Annotated in this window: 19 protein-coding genes; 13 read left to right on the top strand and 6 right to left on the bottom strand. The window is 69.1% G+C overall.

What is annotated here, in order from left to right:
* The first annotated feature begins 16 nt into the window (after window positions 1-16).
* Window positions 17-391: a cupin domain-containing protein gene (locus JW030_RS13255; RefSeq protein WP_188045119.1), complete on the top strand. Its 375-nt coding sequence runs from the start codon at window positions 17-19 to the stop codon at window positions 389-391.
* Between the two features lie 78 nt (window positions 392-469).
* Here the strand turns inward: JW030_RS13255 and JW030_RS13250 are convergent, their stop codons facing one another.
* From JW030_RS13250 to JW030_RS13235, 4 genes are all read right to left on the bottom strand, one after another.
* Window positions 470-682: a YHS domain-containing protein gene (locus JW030_RS13250; RefSeq protein WP_188045120.1), complete on the bottom strand. Its 213-nt coding sequence runs from the start codon at window positions 680-682 to the stop codon at window positions 470-472.
* A 29-nt stretch (window positions 683-711) separates the two neighbouring features.
* On the bottom strand, window positions 712-3,027 hold the full coding sequence (locus tag JW030_RS13245) for a cation-translocating P-type ATPase (protein ID WP_188045121.1): 2,316 nt from the start codon (window positions 3,025-3,027) through the stop codon (window positions 712-714).
* A gap of 51 nt (window positions 3,028-3,078) precedes the next feature.
* Window positions 3,079-4,038 (bottom strand): heavy-metal-associated domain-containing protein, encoded by a 960-nt coding sequence (locus JW030_RS13240; RefSeq protein WP_188045122.1) that lies wholly within the window; start codon window positions 4,036-4,038, stop codon window positions 3,079-3,081.
* Between the two features lie 74 nt (window positions 4,039-4,112).
* On the bottom strand, window positions 4,113-4,325 hold the full coding sequence (locus tag JW030_RS13235; protein ID WP_188045123.1) for a heavy-metal-associated domain-containing protein: 213 nt from the start codon (window positions 4,323-4,325) through the stop codon (window positions 4,113-4,115).
* 135 nt (window positions 4,326-4,460) lie between these two features.
* Here JW030_RS13235 and JW030_RS13230 point away from each other — a divergent pair, with 135 nt between their 5' ends.
* Both JW030_RS13230 and JW030_RS13225 read left to right on the top strand, forming a co-directional pair.
* Complete coding sequence (locus JW030_RS13230) at window positions 4,461-5,651, top strand: FAD-dependent oxidoreductase (RefSeq protein ID WP_188045124.1); 1,191 nt, start codon at window positions 4,461-4,463, stop codon at window positions 5,649-5,651.
* 37 nt (window positions 5,652-5,688) lie between these two features.
* Complete coding sequence (locus tag JW030_RS13225; protein ID WP_188045125.1) at window positions 5,689-6,909, top strand: glycosyltransferase; 1,221 nt, start codon at window positions 5,689-5,691, stop codon at window positions 6,907-6,909.
* On the opposite strand, the gene JW030_RS13220 is transcribed toward JW030_RS13225, so the two are convergent.
* A complete protein-coding gene (locus tag JW030_RS13220) occupies window positions 6,906-8,333 on the bottom strand; it encodes an amidase (protein ID WP_241095470.1) in 1,428 nt (475 codons plus the stop codon). The genes JW030_RS13225 and JW030_RS13220 overlap by 4 nt on opposite strands.
* A 133-nt stretch (window positions 8,334-8,466) precedes the next feature.
* Here JW030_RS13220 and JW030_RS13215 point away from each other — a divergent pair, with 133 nt between their 5' ends.
* From JW030_RS13215 to JW030_RS13170, 10 genes are all read left to right on the top strand, one after another.
* Entirely contained in the window at window positions 8,467-9,573 is a 1,107-nt protein-coding gene (locus tag JW030_RS13215) for a metal ABC transporter substrate-binding protein (RefSeq protein WP_188045127.1), read from the top strand.
* Window positions 9,570-10,424: a metal ABC transporter ATP-binding protein gene (locus tag JW030_RS13210; protein ID WP_188045128.1), complete on the top strand. Its 855-nt coding sequence runs from the start codon at window positions 9,570-9,572 to the stop codon at window positions 10,422-10,424. The genes JW030_RS13215 and JW030_RS13210 overlap by 4 nt, the downstream gene beginning before the upstream one ends.
* Window positions 10,424-11,344 (top strand): metal ABC transporter permease, encoded by a 921-nt coding sequence (locus JW030_RS13205; RefSeq protein WP_241095469.1) that lies wholly within the window; start codon window positions 10,424-10,426, stop codon window positions 11,342-11,344. The genes JW030_RS13210 and JW030_RS13205 overlap by 1 nt, the downstream gene beginning before the upstream one ends.
* Window positions 11,341-12,189, top strand: a complete 849-nt coding sequence (locus JW030_RS13200) for a metal ABC transporter permease (protein WP_188045129.1) — start codon at window positions 11,341-11,343, stop codon at window positions 12,187-12,189. Before JW030_RS13205 ends, JW030_RS13200 begins: the two co-directional genes overlap by 4 nt.
* 28 nt (window positions 12,190-12,217) lie before the next feature.
* The gene (locus JW030_RS13195; RefSeq protein ID WP_188045130.1) at window positions 12,218-12,619 is read left to right on the top strand and encodes a Fur family transcriptional regulator; all 402 of its coding nucleotides are present in this window, start codon (window positions 12,218-12,220) and stop codon (window positions 12,617-12,619) included.
* A 167-nt stretch (window positions 12,620-12,786) separates the two neighbouring features.
* Window positions 12,787-13,563, top strand: a complete 777-nt coding sequence (locus JW030_RS13190) for an amino acid ABC transporter ATP-binding protein (RefSeq protein WP_188045131.1) — start codon at window positions 12,787-12,789, stop codon at window positions 13,561-13,563.
* 69 nt (window positions 13,564-13,632) lie between these two features.
* Window positions 13,633-14,505 (top strand): glutamate ABC transporter substrate-binding protein, encoded by an 873-nt coding sequence (locus JW030_RS13185; RefSeq protein ID WP_188045132.1) that lies wholly within the window; start codon window positions 13,633-13,635, stop codon window positions 14,503-14,505.
* Between the two features lie 61 nt (window positions 14,506-14,566).
* Window positions 14,567-15,217, top strand: coding sequence for an amino acid ABC transporter permease (locus JW030_RS13180; protein ID WP_256434434.1), 651 nt, complete (start codon window positions 14,567-14,569; stop codon window positions 15,215-15,217).
* On the top strand, window positions 15,214-16,041 hold the full coding sequence (locus tag JW030_RS13175; RefSeq protein ID WP_188045133.1) for an amino acid ABC transporter permease: 828 nt from the start codon (window positions 15,214-15,216) through the stop codon (window positions 16,039-16,041). Before JW030_RS13180 ends, JW030_RS13175 begins: the two co-directional genes overlap by 4 nt.
* Window positions 16,038-17,171, top strand: coding sequence for a pyridoxal-phosphate dependent enzyme (locus tag JW030_RS13170; RefSeq protein ID WP_188045134.1), 1,134 nt, complete (start codon window positions 16,038-16,040; stop codon window positions 17,169-17,171). The genes JW030_RS13175 and JW030_RS13170 overlap by 4 nt, the downstream gene beginning before the upstream one ends.
* 41 nt (window positions 17,172-17,212) lie before the next feature.
* On the opposite strand, the gene JW030_RS13165 is transcribed toward JW030_RS13170, so the two are convergent.
* A complete protein-coding gene (locus JW030_RS13165; RefSeq protein ID WP_188045135.1) occupies window positions 17,213-20,845 on the bottom strand; it encodes an efflux RND transporter permease subunit in 3,633 nt (1,210 codons plus the stop codon).
* Window positions 20,846-21,011 lie beyond the last annotated feature (166 nt).

Genomic DNA, 21,011 nt, shown 5'->3' with positions numbered 1-21,011 from the left:
AAAGGAGACAGAGCGTATGACCAAGGCGATTGTGATCAACGATGTGACGACCTGCGAGGCTGGCGAGCACACGGCAAAGGCGACCGCCGAGATTGCCGGGCAGACCGAATCGTCGCGGACCGTGTGGGAGTCGCCCGAGGGAATCCGGTCGGGCGTCTGGGAGGTCACTCCCGGAACGTTCGCCAGCACGCGGCCGCGTTACCACGAGATGTGCCAGATCGTGATGGGCCGGGCGACGATCACCGAGCCCGACGGCACGACCTTCGAGGTCGGCCCTGGGTCGCTGTTCGTGACGCCCGAGGGCTGGACCGGTTCGTGGGAGGTCCATGAGACGCTGCGCAAGAGTTGGGTCACCATCCCGTTCGCGGCGCTCGCGGCTCACGCAGAATAGACCTCACGCGCAGGCATGCGGAAATGAGGTCGGCCCCGGAGCGCACACTCCGGGGCCGACCTCATTTTTTGCCGATACTTACGCCTTGGCCAGGTACTTCTCGGGGTCTGCATCAAAGAGCGGGCCGCAGGCGGCGCAGCACAGGTAGTAGCGCTCACCCTGGTAGTCGCGGAAGAGATTCTGCGCGACCGCTTCCTCCTTGTTCACGAAGTTCCCGCGCATCACGGGACATTCGGCGGTGTCTGAGACCTCGGCCTCGGTGGTGGACGCGTGGTTGTGTGCCTCGCACATGGTGATTCCTTTCGTGGGTGTCGATGCGGCTATGCGCCGACGTGGACTGTCGTCTTCGACGACTGCGAATCCACCGCGTGGCTCTTGAAGGAGCGCAAGCGGAGGCTGTTACCGACAACGAAGACGCTCGAGAACGCCATCGCCGCGCCGGCGAGCATGGGGTTGAGCAGGCCAAGTGCCGCCAGCGGAATCGCGGCAACGTTGTAGGCGAAGGCCCAGAACAGGTTTCCCTTGATGGTTCCGAGGGTGCGGCGAGAGAGCCGGATCGAGTCGGCCGCGCTGCGGAGATCGCCGCGCACCAGGGTGATGTCGGACGCCTCGATGGCGGCGTCCGTGCCCGTACCCATCGCAAGGCCAAGATCGGCCTGGGCGAGAGCTGCGGCATCGTTCACGCCGTCGCCCACCATCGCGACGACGCGACCTTCTGCCTGCAGCTTCCGAATAACGTCTGCCTTGTCACTCGGCAGCACCTCGGCAACGACGCGCTCGATGCCCACCTCTGCGGCGATCTGGCGAGCCACCGTCTCATTGTCGCCGGTGAGCAGGATCGGCGTGAGGCCGAGTGCGTGGAACTGGCGGATCGCCTCGGCGCTCGTCGGCTTCACCCGGTCGGCGACAGTGATGAGGCCCCGGATCTCGCCGTCCCACGCCACGAGTACGGCGGTGCGGCCCTGCTGCTCGGCGGCGTCCTTCGCTGCCTGCAGCTCGGGATCGGCCGCAACCGACCAGTCGTCGAGCAGCGATTGGCGTCCGACGAGGACGGCGTGTCCGTCCACGATGCCCGTGACCCCCTTGCCCTCGACGTTGCGGAAGTCTTCGATGGCGGGGAGGACGATGTCGAGCGCCTCGGTGGCGCCCTTGGCGATGGCCTGCGCGATCGGGTGCTCCGAGGCGTCCTCGATCGCGCCTGCCAGGCGCAGCAGGTCCTCGCGCGACGTTCCCACGGCGGGGATCGCGTCGATCAGCGTCATCTTGCCAGTCGTGACGGTGCCGGTCTTGTCGAGCACGATGGTGTCGACCTTGCGGGTCGATTCCAGGACCTCGGGCCCCTTGATGAGGATGCCGAGCTGCGCGCCGCGACCGGTGCCGACCAAGAGGGCGGTCGGGGTCGCGAGGCCGAGGGCGCAGGGGCACGCGATGATGAGAACTGCGACTGCCGCCGTGAATGCCGAGGCGACGGGGAACCCGGCGCCGAGCCAGGCGCCGAGGGTGACAACGGCGATGGCGATCGCGATCGGGACAAAGATTCCTGACACTCGGTCGGCGAGGCGCTGCACGTCGGCCTTGCCTGATTGCGCGTCCTCGACCAGCTGTGCCATCTGGGCGAGCTGCGTGTCGGTGCCGACGCGGGTGGCGCGCACCACGATGCGGCCGCTCGCGTTGACGGTGGCGCCGGTGACGGCGTCGCCCGGTCCAGCCTCGACGGGAACCGACTCGCCGGTGAGCATAGAGGCGTCAATCGCTGACATGCCCGAGACGATGACGCCGTCCGTCGCGATCTTCTCCCCGGGTCGGACGATGAACTCGTCGCCCACGGCAAGCTGCTCGATCGGGATCCGCACCTCGCCGCCGTCTTGCATCACCGCGACATCTTTCGCGCCGAGCTCGAGGAGGGCGCGCAGTGCCGCCCCGGCCTGACGCTTGGAGCGCTTTTCGAAGTAGCGGCCGGCGAGGATGAACATGGTGACGCCGGCGGCGACCTCGAGGTAGATGTTGCCGGCCCCGTCCGTGGGGCTGATCGAGAGCTCGAATGCGTGTGTCATGCCGGGTTCGCCCGCAGTGCCGAGGAAGAGTGCGTAGAGCGACCACAGGAACGCGGCGCCCGTGCCGACGGACACCAGTGTGTCCATCGTCGCGGTGCCGTGCTTGAGATTCGTCCAGGCGGCACGGTGGAACGGCCATGCGGCCCAGACGATGACGGGTGCCGCAAGAGTGAGTGAGGCCCACTGCCAGTAGTCGAACTGCAGCGCAGGGATCATCGCCATCAAGATGACGGGTACCGACAGCACGATTGACCCGATCAGGCGCTGGCGCAGTGCGATCAGCTCGGTGTCTGGAGCCTCGCCCTCATCGGTAGCGACCGCGTCGCCTCCTGCGGACGCCTTCGGCTGGGGCAGGGCGGCCGAATAGCCGGTCTTCTCGACTTCCGCGATGAGCAATTTCGGATCGAACCCCTCCGGAGCGACAATTTTCGCCTTCTCCGTTGCATAGTTGACGGAGGCCTCGACGCCGTCGAGCTTGTTGAGCTTTTTCTCGATGCGCAGCGCACATGACGCGCAGGTCATGCCGCCGATCTCAAGGTCATAGCTGTGGGTCGGGGTATCGGGTGTCTGAGTCGTCGACATCAGTGGGTGTCCTTGTCGCTGAAGAGTGCAGGGGTAAGTGACCGGGAGTTGCTAGTGACCCTCGTCGTGAGTTTCCTCTTCGACCGGTTCGCTCGCACCCGCGGCCGCTGGGGCGGCGTCGACGATGAACGGAGCCGAATACACCTTTCCGTCGACCTGGAAGTCGAAGTACAGGAAGTACCGGCCGGCAGTGGGAGCTTCGCTCGCGAAGACGACCTCGGGGCCGGAATTCTCACCGGGGGTGGGCTCTGCGCCCTCGGGGTGCACGTGCAGATAGGCAAGGTCTCCCTCGCGGAGGGCGACCAAGTGGCCGAACGCGCCGAGGTAGGGCTCCATCGTGGTGACGGGCTTTCCGTCGCGCGAAACGGAGAGCGTCAGCGTGGAGGCAGACCCCACGAGGAGGTCGCCCTCGAGGCTGACGTCGAAGCCCGAAACCTTGGCCTCGCGTGAGGTGTCGTGGGAGTCTGCTGGGGCGAACTCGCCAGCCACCTCTACCGTGCGGGTCAGGGTGACGGGGTTCTCCGAGCCGGCGGGAACGAAGTCGGCGAAGACGCGGTAACTGCCGGCGGCGTCCCAGCTCCACGGCAGCGACCAGGTGCCAGCCGTGTCAAGCGTCGGGTGGACGTGCCGGAATTCCGCCCCGTCTGAGCGGACCACGATCAGGTGCAGTTCTTTCTCGTGTTCTTCGACGTACTCGAGCATCGGCTCGCCGCTCGCGTCCGTGACTGAGAAGCTGAGCTTTCCATCCTCGCCGATCGCGTGGGGCGCTGCGACGGGGCTGAGCTGCAGCCCATTTGAGGCGAGCGTCACCCCCCGGGTGGACTCGGTGGTCGCAGTCACTGCGGTAGCGGTCTCGCCGTGTTCGGTGGCCGTCCCGTGTGCGGCCTCGGTGGCCGCCGCGCGATCGGCAACGGCCGCCTCGGGTGTCAACGCGCCTGACAGGGCAAAGGCGGCGCCGAAGGCGGCGACCAGGCCGATCCCATAGAGGCTGAGTCGCAGGGGAGTGTTCACGGGGTGGATCCTCAATCTGGTGCCGCGGGGCGCTTGGGTGGGGTTCCCAGGCGCCTCGCTCGGCGGGTGGGCAATTAGCGTGTAGCGGCCTCGTAGCCGGCCTCTTCGACGGCCGCGAACACTGCCGCGGTATCGACGGGATCGCCGGTCGTGGTGACCGAGAGGTGGCCGGTGGCGGCGCTGACCTCGATGTTCGAGACGCCGGGGATCTGGCTCACTTCGCTGCGAATTGATCCTTCGCAGTGGCCGCACGTCATACCCGTGACCTGGAATTCAGTGGTTGCCATGATGGTTCCTCCTGCGTGTGGGCCGATATTTCGGCGATGGTTTATACCCCAGTGGGGTATTGCTACAGTCACTATATACCCATGGGGGGTATCCCTGGCAAGGGTGACTGCCAGCCAATATGCAGAAGGAGCAAAATGTCAGATTCAGCAACTGGGGTGCTCATCGTGGGCGGCGGCGCCGCCGGGCACGCGTGTGCGGCGAAGCTGCGCACGCAGGGATTCGACGGACCCGTGCGCGTGCTGGACGCCGAGCCGGATCGGCCGATCAACCGCACTCTGGTCGACACTGGCGTGCTCCCGGGATTACTGACCCCCGAGCAGATTCAGTTGCATCCTGTGGCCGGGGTCGACCTCATCGCCGGTCGCGCGGTCGGCCTCAACATGGCTCGGCGCAGCGTGACGCTCGCCGACGGCCGCGAGCTTCGCGCCGACGCGCTCGTGCTGGCGAGTGGAAGCGTGCCGCGCGGCCTCGGCCCGGCGACAACGGTCGCTCGCGGCAGCCGGGTCTACCAGCTCCACACCGCGGCTGACGCACTGGCCCTGCGTGCAGCGCTTCCCGACCCTGCACGGACGCGCATCGCGATCCTCGGCTCGGGGTTCATCGGTGCCGAGGTCGCCAGCCACTTCAGTGCGGCCGGCTCCCAAGTCCTACTGCTCGGACGTTCCGCCCAGCCGCTTCGGGCCGCGGTCGGCAGGCGTATTGCGGAGCAACTTGCAGAGCTGCACCGCGATCGGGTCGACGCACGCTTTGGCAGCGACCTCGTCGCGGTTGAACCCGGGCGCGGTGCGCGGGCCGTGACGCTGACGCTGGGTGACGGGACTCGAGAGGATGTCGATGTGCTTGTCGTCGCGCAGGGAACCGTGCCGGCCACAGACTGGGCCCAAGCGGCAGGCGGGATTCGGGTGGACCTGGCGTTGCGCGTCGTAGGCGCCACCTCGGTCTACGCCGCGGGGAGCGCCGCGGTGCTGTCGATCGATGGGTCGCCGATGCGCATCGACCACTGGGACGACGCCGCAGCGCAGGGCGCGCACGCCGCGCGCACCATCCTGCATGATCTGCAGGGAGCGGAAGATCCGGGCGCCTATCTGCCTCGCTCGGGGTTCACGCTGCAGGTGTATGGCACGGTCATCGCGGCGCGAGGGATCCGGCCGGCTCAGGGGAGTGAGCGGGACGCCGCCGCTGCGCTCGAGCTCGAACCCTCGTTCCGGCCAGAAGGGCTGCTCACTGAACACCTGCACCGCGACGGCTCGCGTGCCGGGGTTGCGGGGTACAACGCCGGGGCGACGCTTGTCCGTCTCGCGGCAGGGATCGGGAGCGGGGCCTAATGCCGGTCAGTGCCGAATCGTGAGATACGTTCGATCCATGTCTGTTCTCCCGCTGCGCATCGGCTTCGTCGTGCTGCACACCTCGCCGCTTGATGAGCCGGGGACGAAGGACGCTGGCGGGATGAACGTCGTCGTGCTGGCGCAGGCCCGTGAGCTCGCGCGTCGCGGCCACCAGGTTGAGCTCATCACCCGGCGCAGCGCAGCGGAGCAGCCCGCCTCGCTCCAGCTCGCCGAGGGGCTGCGGCTGCATCACCTCGACGCCGGGCCCCAGCGTCTGCTCGACAAGGGTGCGCACGAGACTCTGATGCCAGCGTTCACGGCGGCGCTCGCCGCGCTCCTGGGGCGGCTCCCCCTCGACCTGCTCCACGCAGAGCACTGGTTCTCGGGCATCGCGGCGCTGCCCGTCGCCCGTCGCTTCGGGATCCCGCTCGCGCAGAGCTTCCACAGCATCGCCGCCGGGTCGGACACGCCACTCGCGTCGGGTGAGCGGGCCGAGTCGCCGGGCCGCCTGGTGGGTGAGCAGACGCTGGCGCGCGACGCCGACCTCGTCATCGCGGTGAGCGAGGCCGAGGCGGCGACGGTGCGCCAGCGCCTGGGCGGCGAGCGAGTGGCCGTCGTGCCCCTCGGCGTCGACGCTGCCGACTTCCACCCCCTCGGCGCGGGCGAGCGCGCCGCCCACCTGCAGCGCCGGCGCGCCGGCGAACCCGCTGAGGTCTTAGTCGCCGGCCGCCTGCACCCGCTGAAGGGCTTCGACCTCGCGATCGACGCCGTCGCGGCGATTTCGTCACGCGAGCGACCGGTGCTGCGGATCGTCGGCGCACCCCCGCCCGACGACGACGGGTACACCGCGCGCCTCCACGCCGCGGCCGAGTGCCTGAACGGCGCGGTCCGCTTCGACGGGGCCCTGCATCGCGACGAGCTGGCCGACCGGCTGCGGCACGCCGACCTGGTGCTCGTGCCCTCGCACTCAGAAACGTTCGGGCTGATCGCCCTCGAGGCCGCCGCGTCAGGGGTCCCGGTCATTGCCGCCGCCGACGCCGGGGGCCTGCGCGAAGCCGTCCTCGACGGCGAAACGGGACTGCTTATCGAAGGGCGCGATCCGGCGACCTGGGCGGCAGCGATCCGCGAGGTGCTGAGTGACGAGGCGGGCTGGATCCGCATGGGCGAGTCCGCGCGAGCGTTCGCCGAGCGGCGGAGCTGGTCCGCCTCGACGGACCGCCTGCTCGTGGCGTATGCCGGGATCCTGCCCCGCCGTTAGCGGGCGAGCCTCGCCTCCATCTGCGCCGCGAGCTGCAACAGCCGGATCTCGCCGCCGCGGGGTGCGATGAGCTGCACGCCCATCGAGAGCGGGCGGGCGGCCTGGGAGTTCGTTGCCGGGACCTCGATGGTCGGTACCGCGATGGCGGGCAATCCCGACACGTTCACCATCGACGTGAAGGGGGTGAAGAGGCACTGCTGGCGGTAATCCTCGTCGGGGGTGAGCGCGAGGTTTGACCCGATGCGAGGCGGCAGGAACGCGAGGCCGGGCGTGAGGACGACGTCGTACTTCCCCCACTGAGCGTCGGCGTCGGCGGCAAATTGCTGCAGGATCGCGCCGGCTTCTCGGATGCGCCCGGGGTCGCGCGCGATCGAGCGTACGCGGAAGGACCGCGCCAGTGCGCCCAAGCGCTCCACTGCACCGGCGTCGAAATCGAGCAGCGCGAGCGCCGAAGTCCACGCGGTCGTGAAGGCGTCGGTGTAGCGGGGGTCGTAGCTGAAGCGGGCCTCCTCGACCCGGTGCCCGGAAGCGCTCAGTGCGGCGATCCCCGACTCGAGGGCCAACAGTGCCTCGGGGCTGAGGGCAACATCCATCGCCGACTCGAACGGTGAGCGCAGGCTCACGCCGATGCGCAAGGGCCCGAGGTCTTCGGCCCGAACGACGGCCTCGAGCGCGGGTTCGCTCGTCGTGCCGGAGACCCGGGTCATGGCGTCGTAGAGCAGCGCCGCGTCCGCCGCCGAATGCGCGAGCGGGCCCGAGGTGACCAGGCGCGGGGCCCCAAACGGGTCGGTGTCGCCGAGGAGCGTGTCCGCGCGCACGGCGCCGAACCCGGGCTTGAGGCCGATGAGCCCGCAGGCGAGGGCCGGGATGCGCACGGATCCGCCCCCGTCGCTGCCCGGGGACAGGGGCAGCATGCCGGCGGCGACCGCGGCGGCCGCGCCGCCTGAGGAACCGCCGGGGGTGCGTTCGGGGTCAAGTGGGTTGCGCGCGGGCGGCGCGACGTCGTTCTCGGAGTAGGAGGAGAGGCCGAGCTCGGGGACCTGGGTCTTGCCGAGTGAGATCGCGCCGCTGTCGCGCAGTTGTTGGGCGATGGGGGAGTCGGTGTCTGCCACGCGGTGCGGCAGCGCGCGCGAACCGTGTGTCGTCAGGGCGCCGGCGACATCGACGATGTCCTTATGCGCAATCGGCATGCCCAGCAGCGACGGAAGGCCGGGGCGATCGCTGGCGGGGGTGGCGGCAACTTGGCGGTCGGCGGCATCGGCCTCGGCAAGTGCGGAGTCGGCGTTCACGCTGACGAAGGCGCCGATTCTCGGGTTTTCGGCCTCGATGCGGCCGAGAAAGTGCTCGGTGACCTCTCGGGCGGTGAGGCTGCCGGTGCGGAGCGCGTCGCGCAACCCGACGGCGCTGGTTGGTAATTCGAGCACGCGATCCCCATTCACTCTGTCTCGTGCCAGCCTAACGAGCGGCGAATTCCTCGGCGATGACCGGGGCCGCGTGTTGTTGCGAACGATTCTCATTACCCCTAGACTGAGAGTCGTTCTCAACTAGGAAGCACTCATGCGCACTGCATCACACCGATTCACCCTCAGCGCGGCCATCGCGGCGCTCGCCGCCGGCTCGCTCGCCCTCACGGGATGTGCCGTGACCCCCGACGACGGGGATGGCGGGCATCTGCGCGTCGTCACGACCACGACGCAGCTCACCGACTTTGCGCGCATCGTCGGCGGGGACGACGTGACGATCAGCGGACTCATGGCGCCCGGCAGCTCAGCGCACCACTTCGACCCGAGCCCGGCCGAACTGCTCGAGCTCTCCCGCGCCGATGTCTTGATTGTGAACGGGCAAGGCCTCGACACCTACATCGATGGCGCCATCGAGGCCTCTGGGTTCGCCGGTGAGATCATCGACGCGAGCAGCGGGGTCGACCTTGAGGCCGCTCGCGCCGCGACCGAGCGCGCCGCGCACGAGGCGGAAGATGCGACGGAGCACGCCGAGCACGCGCACGAGGATGAGCATGCCGACGAGCACGCCGCGGAGGAAACCGCGGAGGAGGGGCACGACGGCCACGACCACGGCGAGAGCGACGTCAACCCGCACCTCTGGACCGCCCCGATGATGGCGGCTGGCATGGTCGACGCGGTCGCCGACGGTCTTGCGGCCGCCGACCCCGAGCACGCGACAGGCTTCCAGGATCGCGCCGAGGCATACCAGCAGCTGCTCGCCGATCTCGACGACTGGGCCGCCGCCCAGTTCGCGCGGGTACCCCCGAGCGAGCGGATCCTGGTCAGCGGGCACGACTCGCTCCGCTACTTCCTCGACGCGTACGAGATCGCGTTTGCCGGGTCGATCCTGCCGAGTTTCGAGGACAACGCGGAGCCGAGCGTCGCCGAGATCGACGCCCTCGTCGCGAAGATTCAGGAACAGGGCGTTCGGGCGATCTTCGTCGAGTCCACGATGAACCCGAAGCTCGCCCGCACGATCGCTCGCGAGTCGGGGGCCACCGTGATCGACAGCGACACGCTCGCGGTGGACGCCCTGGGTGTGCCCGGTAGCGACACCGACACGTATCTCGCGGCGACCGAGCACAACGTTCGTGTCATCCTGGAGGCTTGGGGCTTCACGCCGGACCCCCTGCCCGAATCCCTCCAGGAGGCCCTGCAATGAACACCGACCAGGCCGCTGCACCGGGCGCCCCGGTGATTGAGCTCCTCGGCGCCTCCTTCGGGTATCGCGGGGTCACCACGCTTGCGGACATCACGGCGACGATCGAGGCAGGATCGGCCGTCGCGCTGATCGGGCCGAACGGGGCGGGGAAGTCGACCCTGCTGCGGGGCCTCCTGGGGCTCGCCGAGCTCACCGGCGGAAGCCTCCGCGTGCTCGGCGGATCTCCCCGGGCGGCGCTCGCGCGCGTCGGGTCGCTGCCGCAGGCCGACCGTCGCGACAACGAGCTGCCAATCACGGTGCGCCAGGCCGTCACGATGGGGCTCTACCGTGCGCTCGGCCCGGTGCGCCCGGTCGGTCGCGACGGCCGCCGCCGCGTTGACGCCGCCCTCGAGCGCGTCGGCCTCGCCCACCTCGCCCGCCGCCGCTTCGGCGAGCTCTCAGGTGGGCAGCAGCAGCGCGTGATCCTTGCCCGCGCGCTCGTCGTCGACCCGCAGATCCTGCTGCTCGACGAGCCCTTCAACGGACTGGATCGCGCCAACCGCGACATGCTGCTCGCCACCATTCGCGAGCTCCGCGTCGAGGGGCGCACCATTCTCGTGTCGACGCACGACCTCGAGATCGCCCGAGAGACCTGCAGTCACGTCCTCCTCCTCGACGGCCACCACGGCGACCCCGGGGCCCGGCCGACCGGATGCCTCGTCGCATACGGGCCGATCGATGAGGCGCTGACGCTCGACGCCGTCGAGCGCGCCTTCGCCGGCTCGACCGTCGAACTGGACCACCACACGGTCACCACCACGCGCGAAACCGAACGGCCGGACGAGCCCACCTCGCCCTGGAGCGCCGCGTAGTGACCCCCGGAATCTTCGAGCTGCAGGCCGCGTTCGGGCCGCTCGACGTCTTCGCGCTGCCGTTCATGTCCCGGGCGCTCATCACCGTCGCCGTGCTCGCGGTCGCGGCGGGCGTCGTTGGCCTGTTCATCAGCCTCCGCGATCTCGAGTTCATGAGTGACGGTCTGATCCACGCGGTCTTCCCCGGCCTCGTCATCGGTTCGATCGTCGGCGGGACCGCCGCCCTCCTCCCCGGCGCCCTGATCGCGGCGCTCGCCGCCGTCGTGCTGCTCACAGTGCTGGAGCGACGGGGCGTGGGCTCGGACGCCGCGATCGCCGTCGTGCTCACGAGCCTCTTCAGCATCGGCATCGTCCTCGTCTCGCGTCAGCAGAACTACGTCAGCCAACTCGAGGAACTCCTCTTAGGCCGCCTGCTCACCGTGACGCAGGAACAGCTCGTCCAGGTCGTCGTGGTGGCCATCGTCGCCGTCGCCGTGATCGCGTTCACCTGGCGTGCCCAGCTGCTGCGCGCCTTCGACCCCGCGGGCTTCGCTGCGGCGGGCTTTCGCACCACCCCCACCGATCTCGCGCTCGGCGCCGCCGTCGCGCTGCTCGTCGTCGCGGGCGTGCAGGCGCTCGGCACGCTCATGGTCCTCGCGATCCTGACCGTGCCCATGGCGACCGCGCGCCTGCTCACGCGCCGCCTCGCCTGGCTCATCCCCATCGCGATCCTCGTGCCCTTCGCCGCGGGGGTCATTGGGCTCTGGGTGTCGTTTTCCAGCTCGGTCGGCGCTGGGGTGGCGGTCTCGCCCGGCGCGGTAGTCGTGCTCGTGCTCGTCGCGGCGTACGCCCTCGCGGTCGGCTTCCGGCTGCTGGCACCTCGGCTGCTGCGGGCGCGGTTGCGCAGGATCCGGCCCGAGGGCACGGAGGTCGCCGCGTGAGCTACCTCGCCCTTGCCGCCCTCGAACTCACGCTGCTCGGCCTGCTCGCGGGCCTCGCCGGCACGCTCATCGTGCTGCGACGACGCTCGTTCTTCGCGGTCGCGCTCAGCCACGCCACCTTCCCCGGCGGCGTGCTGTTCGCGATCCTGGGGTGGAGCGTGCTCGCGGGCCAGGCCGCCTTCGCGGTCGTACTGGTCCTCCTCATGACCCTGCTCACCCGGGTGCCCGGGCAGGGACGCCAGGTCGTGAGCGGGGTCGTACTCTCGTTTGGCTTCGCGCTCGGGGCGTTGCTTGCGAGCCTGGCCCCCTCGATCGCGCTGCCGGGTGGAGCCGACGTCGTGGGGGTCGACGCCCTGCTGATCGGCTCGCCACTGGGAGTGAGCGTGTCCGACGTCGTTACGACCGCGGCGGTGCTCGTCACCTCGCTGCTGCTGCTTGCGATCTTCGGCCGGCGCCTCCTGTTCCACACGTTCGACCCGGCGGGCTTTCGCGCCGCGGGCTACCGGTCCTGGCCGATGGAGCTCGTGGCCACCGCGATGATCGCAGCCGCAGTCGTCGCCGCCATGCCGGCGGTCGGCGCGATCCTGGGCGTCGCCGTCCTGATCGGGCCGGCCGCGGCCGCCCGGCTGGTCGCGCCGTCCATCGGCTGGATCCCCCCGATTGCCGCCGGCATCGGCGTGCTCGCGGGGCTGCTCGGGCTGTGGGGATCCGCCGCCTTCGGCGTTGCGGCCGGGGGCGCGGTGGGTGTCGCCGTCGCGTTGCTGTTTCTCGTCGCGCTCGGTGTGCACCGGGTGAGTGCTCGCGCGGGAGCGCGCCGGGTTCGATACCGTGGGGCACAGGCATAACCATCAACCAGGCCACCGGGAGGCACTCGTGAGCGGCGCTCGACGCAACACTTGGCAGCGCGAGGCGGTGCGGGCAGCCCTCGCCGAGGCGCGCGGGTTCGTCAGCGCGCAGGAGCTCCACCAGCGACTGCGCGAGCAGGGCTCCACGATCGGGCTCGCGACGGTCTATCGCGCGCTGTCGGGGCTGACCGAATCGGGCGAGGCGGACTCGGTGCAAGCGCCCGAGGGCGAGAACCTCTTCCGATCGTGCGCGATGGAGGGTCACCACCACCACCTCATCTGCCGAAGCTGCGGGGACACCCGCGAGCTGGCGGCCGAGGCCGTCGAGACGTGGTCGCGGCAGGTCGCCGCCGAGTACGGCTTTGCGGAGATCGAGCACGTCGTCGACCTGTTCGGGGTGTGCGAGTCCTGCCGAGCCGCGCGCGGGTGACGGAAACATAACAATCCCCGCGGCCGCCGCGGCCGCCCGTGAGGGGATCGCACCGAGTTCTGACACGGGAACACGGGGAATTCCCTGGTTGTCAGCGCCACTGATCGCGAACACGCGAGTTATCCACACCCCTTGTGCCGACCACAGCAGGGGCCCAAGATACGGGCATGGGAGAAACGACGGCGGTCAGAGTGGTCCGCGATCGAGAAGATGCGCTCGTGACGATCACCGGTGTGAATAAACACTTCGGCGAACTCCACGTGCTCAAGGACATCAATACGCAGGTCGGCCGCGGCGAGGTAGTGGTCGTGCTCGGGCCCTCGGGGTCGGGAAAGTCGACCCTCTGCCGCGCGATCAACCGGCTCGAGACGATTGACTCGGGAACGATCACGATCGACGGCGTCGCGCTTCCCGAAGAGGGCAAGGAACTCGCCAAGCTGCGCGCAGATGTCGGCATGGTGTTCCAGTCATTCAACCTCTTCGCGCACAAGACCATCCTCGAGAACGTGACGCTCGGCCCCATTAAGGTCCTCGGCCTCTCGAAGAAAGAGGCAGAGGAACGCGCGATGCGCCTGCTCGAGCGCGTCGGCATCGCCAATCAGGCAAAGAAATTGCCCTCTCAGCTGTCTGGCGGGCAGCAGCAGCGGGCCGCGATCGCTCGCTCGCTCGCGATGGAGCCCAAGCTCATCCTGCTCGACGAGCCAACCTCGGCGCTCGACCCCGAGATGATCAACGAGGTGCTCGACACCATGATCGGCCTGGCCAACGACGGCATGACGATGGTGGCGGTCACGCACGAGATGGGATTTGCCCGACGCGCGGCCGACCGCATCGTCTTCATGGCGGATGGCCAGATCGTCGAGGAAGCGACTCCCGAGCAGTTCTTTGACAACCCACAGACCTCCCGCGCCAAGGACTTCCTCTCCAAGATTCTCGGCCACTAGTCGATGATCGCTCGCGGGACCCATAGGGCGGGCACAACCCCGCCCGCACACCAACGAAGGTAGGCACCCATGCGAATTACCAAGTACGCACTCGTGATTGCTGCGGTCGGAGCATTGGCGCTCTCGGCCTGCGCGTCCGGCTCTCCCGGGGGAGGCGGCGAAACAGCCGCTCCCGAGGTGGCTGCCGAGACGACCTTTGAGGCCGGCACCACGATGGCGAAGCTCAACGAGGCGGGCAAAATCACGATCGGCACGAAGTTTGATCAGCCGCTCTTCGGCCTGAAGGGCCCGAACGGGCCTGAGGGCTTTGACGTCGAGATCGGCAAGCTGATTGCCGGCAAGCTCGGCATTCCCGCGGACAAGATCGAGTGGAAAGAGGCCGTCTCGGCCAACCGCGAGCCGTTTATCGAGAACGGCGAGGTTGATCTCGTGATCGCGACCTACACGATCAACGACAAGCGCAAGGAAGTCGTCGACTTCGCAGGCCCGTACTACGTCGCTGGCCAGGACCTGCTGGTGCTCAGCGGCAACCCCGACGGCATCACGGGAATCGACGACGTCAAGGGTAAGAAGGTCTGTTCGGTCACCGGATCGACATCGGAGCAGAACCTGAAGGACGCCGGCGTCGAGGTCCTCGCGACCGACACCTACTCGAACTGCCTCGAGCCGCTGCGCGCGGGTGAGGTCGTCGCGGTCTCCACGGACAACGTGATCCTCGCCGGTCTGGCCGACCAGAACGCCGGCCAGTTCGAGGTCATCGACAACCCCTTCACGGAAGAGCCGTACGGCATCGGCCTGAAGCTCGGCGATGAGGACTTCCGCACCTTCATCAACGACACCCTCGAGGAGTCGTTCGAAGACGGCGCCTGGGCGAAGGCCTGGGAGTCGACCGCGGGCAAGGTGCTCGCGACGCCGACCCCGCCGACGATCGACCGGTACTGACCCACTGGTGGCCGGGGCGAGACGCCCCGGCCACCACACCCCGACATGAGAGGCGGCCCCAGTGGACGTGTTCTTCGAGAACATCGGCGCAGTCGGCACCGGGTTTTGGATGACCCTGCGCCTGCTCATCTTTGGCGGCCTCGGGGCGATGGCGATCGGTCTCGTCGTGGTGACGATGCGGATCTCGCCGGTTGCCTCGCTGCGCGGCTTCGCGACGGTGTACACCGAGATCATCCGGAATACCCCGCTCGTCATGCTCTTCATCTTCATGGTGTTCGTCCTGCCGCTCATTGCGCCGGACAAACCGTCGTACCCGATCCTCGCGATGATTACCCTGGCGATCTACACCTCACCGTTCGTGGCAGAGGCGTTGCGGTCAGGGATCAACGGCGTCCACGTCGGGCAGGCTGAGGCGGCCCGCTCGATCGGGCTGAACTTTGGGCAGACGCTCACGCTGATCGTGCTGCCGCAGGCGCTGCGCATGGTCGTGCCGCCGCTCATCAACGTGTTTATCGCGCTCACGAAGAACAGCTCGGTCGCCGGCGGGTTCTTCGTGGTTGAGCTCTTTGCGGTCGCACGAAGCCTCACGAACGAGAACGGGCAGGCGGTCATCCCCATCCTCGTGGGCATCGCGCTCTGCTACCTCGTGATCACCGTTCCGCTCGGCCTCATCGCCGGGCAGATTGAGAAGAAGGTTCGGGTGCTGCGATGAGCACGGCAACGGTTCTCTACGACGCCCCCGGCCCCAAGGCCAGGCAGCGCTCGGTCCTCATCTCCGTCGTCGGCTTGATCGCCGTCGCCGCAGTGCTCGGCTGGGCCATCTGGCGGCTCGCCCAGCCGCAGGTGGCGGTCAACGGCAACGTCACTCCCGGCATGTTCGACGCCTCCCGCTGGGACGTGCTCGCCTACGGCGAGGTCTGGGGCGCGATCGGCAAGGGCGTCGTCGCTACGCTGCTGGCCGCCGTCACCGCGATGGTCGGCGCATTCATGATTGGCATTCTCTTCACCTTCGGCCGGCTGGCAAAGTCGATGTGGATCCGGGTGCCCGTCGCCGTCGTGCTCGAGTTCTTCCGCGGCATGCCCGTGCTGCTCATGATGCTCTTCATCCTGCTCGTCGCCTCGACCGGCGCCTTCTGGGCCGTCGTAATCGCGCTCGCCGTCTACAACGGCGCGATCGTGGGCGAGGCGCTGCGCGCCGGCATCGTGTCCCTGAACAAGGGCCAGCGCGAGGCGGGGCTGTCAATCGGGCTCACGCCGATTCGCACCCGCATGCTCATCGAGTTTCCCCAGGCGTTCACCCAGATGTTGCCCATTCTCATCGCACAGATGATCGTGCTGCTCAAGGACACCTCGCTGGGCTACATCGTGGCCTACTCGGAGCTGTCAAAGACGATCAAGGACATGGGTAACTACTACGGCAACGCCTATCTCTTCAGCTTCTGGGTCGTGGCGGTGGTGATCTACCTGGCGATCAACCTCACGCTCTCTTGGGTCGGGAGGCGCGCGGCCCGGCTGGTCGAGGCGAAGAAGGCGTGACGGCGGGCGCACCTACGGGGGCACCGGAGCCCGCGTACGTCGACCCGTTCGACGGTGCCCGCTCCCCGATCGGGGTGCCGCGATGGCGCTCGGACGGGGGGCGACCGCTGCTCGTCACCCCGGGGGGCGGCATCGGCCGAAGTGAGATCGACAGCGCCGAGCGCAGCCTCTGGCGTTACCGGGCGGCCCTGCCGCTCGCGGTCGCGCGCCCGATCAGCCTCGGCGAGGGGTGCACGCCGCTCGTGGAGCGCGACTGGGAGGGCGCGCCCGCGCGCTTCAAACTCGAATGGTTCTCGCCTACCGGGAGCTTCAAGGACCGCGGATCGAGCGTGATGCTCTCGGTCCTGCGCCAGCAGGGCATCACGCGGGTGCTCGAGGACAGCTCGGGCAACGGCGGGGCCTCGGTCGCCGGCTACGCCGCGGCCGGCGGGCTGGGGGTCACGGTGTTTGCGCCGGCCACCACGTCGCCCGCCAAACTCGCACAAGCCCGCGCGTACGGGGCTGAGGTGCGCCTCGTCGACGGGCCGCGCGAAGCGTCCCAGCATGCGGCCATCGAGGCGTTCGCGCGCGGCGAGGGGTTCTATGCGAGCCACAACTGGCAGGCGTTCTTTCTCGAAGGCACGAAGACCCTGGCGTACGAGATCTGGGAGGACCTCGGCTTCACGGCGCCCGACCACGTGATCGTGCCGGTCGGCGCGGGCAGCAGCCTGCTCGGCTGCGCGCTCGGCTTCCGCGAGCTGCTGCGCGCCGGGGCGATCGACCGGCTGCCACGGTTACACGCGGCGCAGCCGCTGAACTGCTCGCCCGTCGACGCCGCCTTCCGGGGCGAGCGCGACGAGCGGCCCGTCCGCCCCACCGCGGCGGAGGGCACGGCGATCCGGAGCCCGCTTCGTCTCGCCCTCATGGTCGAGGCGCTGCGCGAGTCCCGGGGCCAGAGCATCGCGGTTCCGGAGGACGGGATCCTGCGCGCCCGAGACGCGCTCGCCCGCACCGGAATGTACGTCGAGCCCACCAGCGCGACCGCGGCTGCGGCGCTCACCCAGCTCCGGGCGCGCGGCGCGATCCTGCCGGGAGAGACCACAGTCGTCGTGCTGACCGGGTCGGGGCTCAAGACGCCGGCGGCCGGGTAGCGAGTCGCCACCCGGCCGCGAGCATTCGGTTTTTCCTCGGACTACGCCTCGGTCAGCGCCTCGATGTCGGCCGCGGGGCCCTCGCCGCGCTGCTCGGCACGGCGTTCGGCACGCGTCGCACGGCGCATCTCGCGCCGCTCGATGCGCCTCTCGCGTCGCCGCTCGACCAGCGTGTAGAGAATTGGCACGAGGATCAGCGTGAGCAGGGTCGAGGAGATGAGCCCGCCGATCACGACAATCGCGAGGGGCTTCGAGATGAAGACGCCGCCGCCGGTGAGCCCGAGCGACATCGGGATCAGCGCGAAGATGGTCGCCGCAGCGGTCATGAGGATGGGCCGCAACCGCAGTCGAGTACCGTGCTCGACCGCCTCGGCGAGCGAGGCTCCGTCGGCGCGCAGCCGGTTGACGAGGTCCATGAGCACGATCGCGTTGGTGACCACGATGCCGATGAGCATGAGCAGGCCAATCAGCGCCGGCAGGCCGAGGGGCGTGCCGGTGATGAGCAGGCCCAGGATCGCTCCCGTCGCCGCGAACGGAATCGAGACGAGGAGGACGAACGGCCCGCGGAAGCTGCGGAACGTCGCGACCATCACGAGCAACACGAGCAGGATCGCGCCGAGCATTGCCGCGCCCAGCTGGGCGAACGCCTCGTCCTGCTCGGCGCTCACCCCGCCGAGCTCGAAGCTGACGCCGGCGGGCAGGTCCACCGTTGCGATGGCCCGCTCGACCGCGGCGTTCGCGGCGTCGAGTTGTCCCCTGCGCGGGGTCACGGTGAGCGCGACCTGGCGCTCGCCGCCGGACCGGGTGATGGACGGGGCGGTGAGTTCCTCCTCGATCGTCGCGATCGCGGACAGCGGGAGCGCGGTACCCGAGACCTCCATGGCCTGTTCCTGCTCGGCCTCGGCGCGCTGCTGCTCAGCGAGCTGCGTGGCCGAGTCGGCCTGCGCCTGCCGCAGCGCCACGAGCTGCTCGTCCATCGCCGCGATCCCGCTCTGGGTCCCCGAGAGGGCGCCTTGCAGCGCGGCAATCTGCTCGGCACGCTCGAGCTGGGCGCGCTGCATGGCGTCCTCGTCGGGCGTGAGGGGCGGGCCGGGCACCACGGGTGCGGCGCTGAGCGCGGCCAACTGCGCGTTCAGTTCGCCGACCTGGCCGACGAGTTCGGCGCGCTGATTGGCGGCCTCACGCATCTGGTTCGCGAGCTCGTTGTTCCCCTTGATGCGCGCTGCCTCGGCCTCAGCCTTGGCCTTGTCCTGCAGCGCGTCCGAGGCGATCTTTTGGGCCTCCGCCGACTGCTGCGGGGTCACCGGCAGCAGGATCTCGCCGAGCTTTTCGACCGTGCGCTCGGTCCCCGGGGTGCGCACCATGATGGTGCGCTCTTGTCCGTCGAGCATGAGCTGCCCGACGGTCTGTCCTTCGAGGGCCTCCTGGATGGCCCGCGCGACCATCGCCCGGTCGAAGCCGAGCTTTGCGGCCTTCACCTCGTCGAGCTTCACGCGCACGACCGGCTGTTCGCCGGCGAGCTCGCTGCGCACCGACTGCACACCCTTGGCGTCCGACAGCTTCGCTTCGAGCAGGTCGCTGGCCTTGCGCAGCGCGACCGGATCGTTGCCGCGGATCTGCAGCGAGATGCCGCCGCCGCCCGCGCCGCCGACAAACGCGTCCTGCGTCAGGGTCTGGAAGTCGTCGGCGTTCCCGAGGCGTTCGAGCGCCTTGCTGACCGCGGCATCGACCTCGTCGACCTTCGCCCCGGTCTCCAGCTGGACGTCGTAGGAGATGGTCGGCGGGGCGTCGCTGACGTCGAGGGGAATCGACGTCATGATGTCGCGCACCCCGTCGACCTTGGCAAGGGCCTTCTCGACCGGCTCGGCAGCCTTGATGAGGTCGTCCGCGTTCTTCGTGCCCTTCGGCGACTGGGTCAGCTGCAGGCTCTCGTTCCCGGAGGAACCTAGGAAGTCGGTGGGGATGAGGACGCTGAGTCCGAGCGTGCAGAGCAGGATCACGCCCGAGGCGACGAGGGTGATGACCGGGTGGCGTCGAGTCGTGTTCAGCGCCGGCATGATGGCGCGCTGGAGCCGATCCGGCGGGGTGTGGATCTCGTCGAGGTCGGACGTCTCGGCCACGGCGGCCGGTGCGGCGGCCTCGAGCTCGGCAGTCGGCAGGTCACCGGCAGGATCCTGCTCGGCCGGCATCGTTGCCGCAGCCTGCGGCGCGCGACCTCGCATGAAGAGGTACGCCAGCACCGGGACGATCGTGAGCGCGACGAGCAGTGAGGCGAGCAGCGCGATCGTGACAGTGATGGCGAAGGGCCGGAACAGCTGTCCGGCGATGCCCGAGACGAAGGCGATGGGCAGGAACACCGCGACGGTGGTGAGCGTCGAGGCCGTGATGGCGCCGGCGACCTGGCGCACCGAGGCGATGACGCTCTCGGGGGTCAGCTCGCCCGGACCGCGGCGGCGACTGATGTTCTCGATGACCACAATGGAGTCGTCGACGACGCGGCCGATCGCGATGGTCAGCGCGCCGAGGGTCAGGATGTTGAGGGTATTGCCGCTCCACCACAGTCCCACCAGGGTGATCAGCAGGGAGAGCGGGATCGACACCGCGGCGATCAGCGTGGAGCGCCATGAGCCGAGGAATGCCAGGATGACGAGAACCGCGAAGAGGAGTCCCAGCCCGCCCTCGACCGAGAGGTCGTGGATTGACTGCTCGATGTAGGGGGCCTGGTCGAAGATCGTGACGAACTCCGCTTTGAGCTCGGGCGCGAGACGGTCGAGCTCTGCGGTCACGGCGTGCGAGATGTCGACGACGTTCGCGCCCTGGGCGGGAGTGATCTGCAGGGTCAGCGCGGGCTTGCCATTGACGCGCGAAATGGAGGTCGCGGGGACCGTCTCCACGTGCACGTCCGCGAAGTCCGAGATGCGCACCACGCCGTCCCCCGCAGTGATGGGCAGAGCGGCGATCTCCTCGACCGAGGTGAGCGCGGAACCGACGGTGATCGAGAGCGCGCCGTTTTCCGACTCCGCCTGGCCGGCGGGGAGGGCTGCGCCGTGCGATTCGAGTGCCGGGGCGATGAGATTGGGGTCGACCTTCAGGCGAGCGGCGTCGGCCGGACGAATGTCGATGACGATCTTCTCGTCCTCGCGCCCGGCGAGCTCGGCCTTCTGAACGCCGGCGACGCCCTGGAGCGCGGGGACCACGGTCTGCGCCATCTTGTCGGCAAACACGGCCTCGTCGCCGCTAGTGCCAGCGCTCAACACCATCGCGGGCATCTCGTCGGAGCCGCCCGAGAAGACGGTCAGTTCGGTGCCCCGCGGGAACGTCGGCTTCAGTGCATCTGCGGCCGCCCGGATCGCGCGGAGCGTGTCCTCGTCATCCGTGCTGAACGGCCACTCGACGGTGATCGAGGCGAAGCCGCTCGACGTGTCGGAAACCACGCTCTTGATGCCGGGGACCGCTTGTAGCGCCTGCTCGACCGGCTCCGTCACGGTGCGCGCCATCTCCTCGGGCGCGAGACCGGGCGACTGCGCCGACACAAATGCCATCGGCACCTGCATCGACGGCATCAGCTCTTGCTTGAGCGCCGACATGGAGAAGAGGCCCATGGCCGCGACCGCGAGGGTCAAGAGGCCAACGATGAGGCGATTCTTGAGGCTCGCGCGTGTGAGGAAGGTCATGGGGCCTTTCGGGTGATGCTTCGGCGCTCGGCGCCGGGTCACCGCAGATGTGCGCGGAAACGGCGCACCGACGCACGATGGCGGTGACGACTACTCCTCTCACTCTGGCGTGAGCCGCGCCGCCGGGCATCAGCCCTGGGTATGACCGGTGTCGTCCTACGGGATG

Source organism: Leucobacter sp. CX169, from assembly GCF_017161405.1.
Lineage (GTDB): Bacteria > Actinomycetota > Actinomycetes > Actinomycetales > Microbacteriaceae > Cx-87.
The sequence above is the reverse complement of the archived record's forward strand: the minus strand, read 5'-3'. Positions and strand labels throughout refer to the sequence as shown.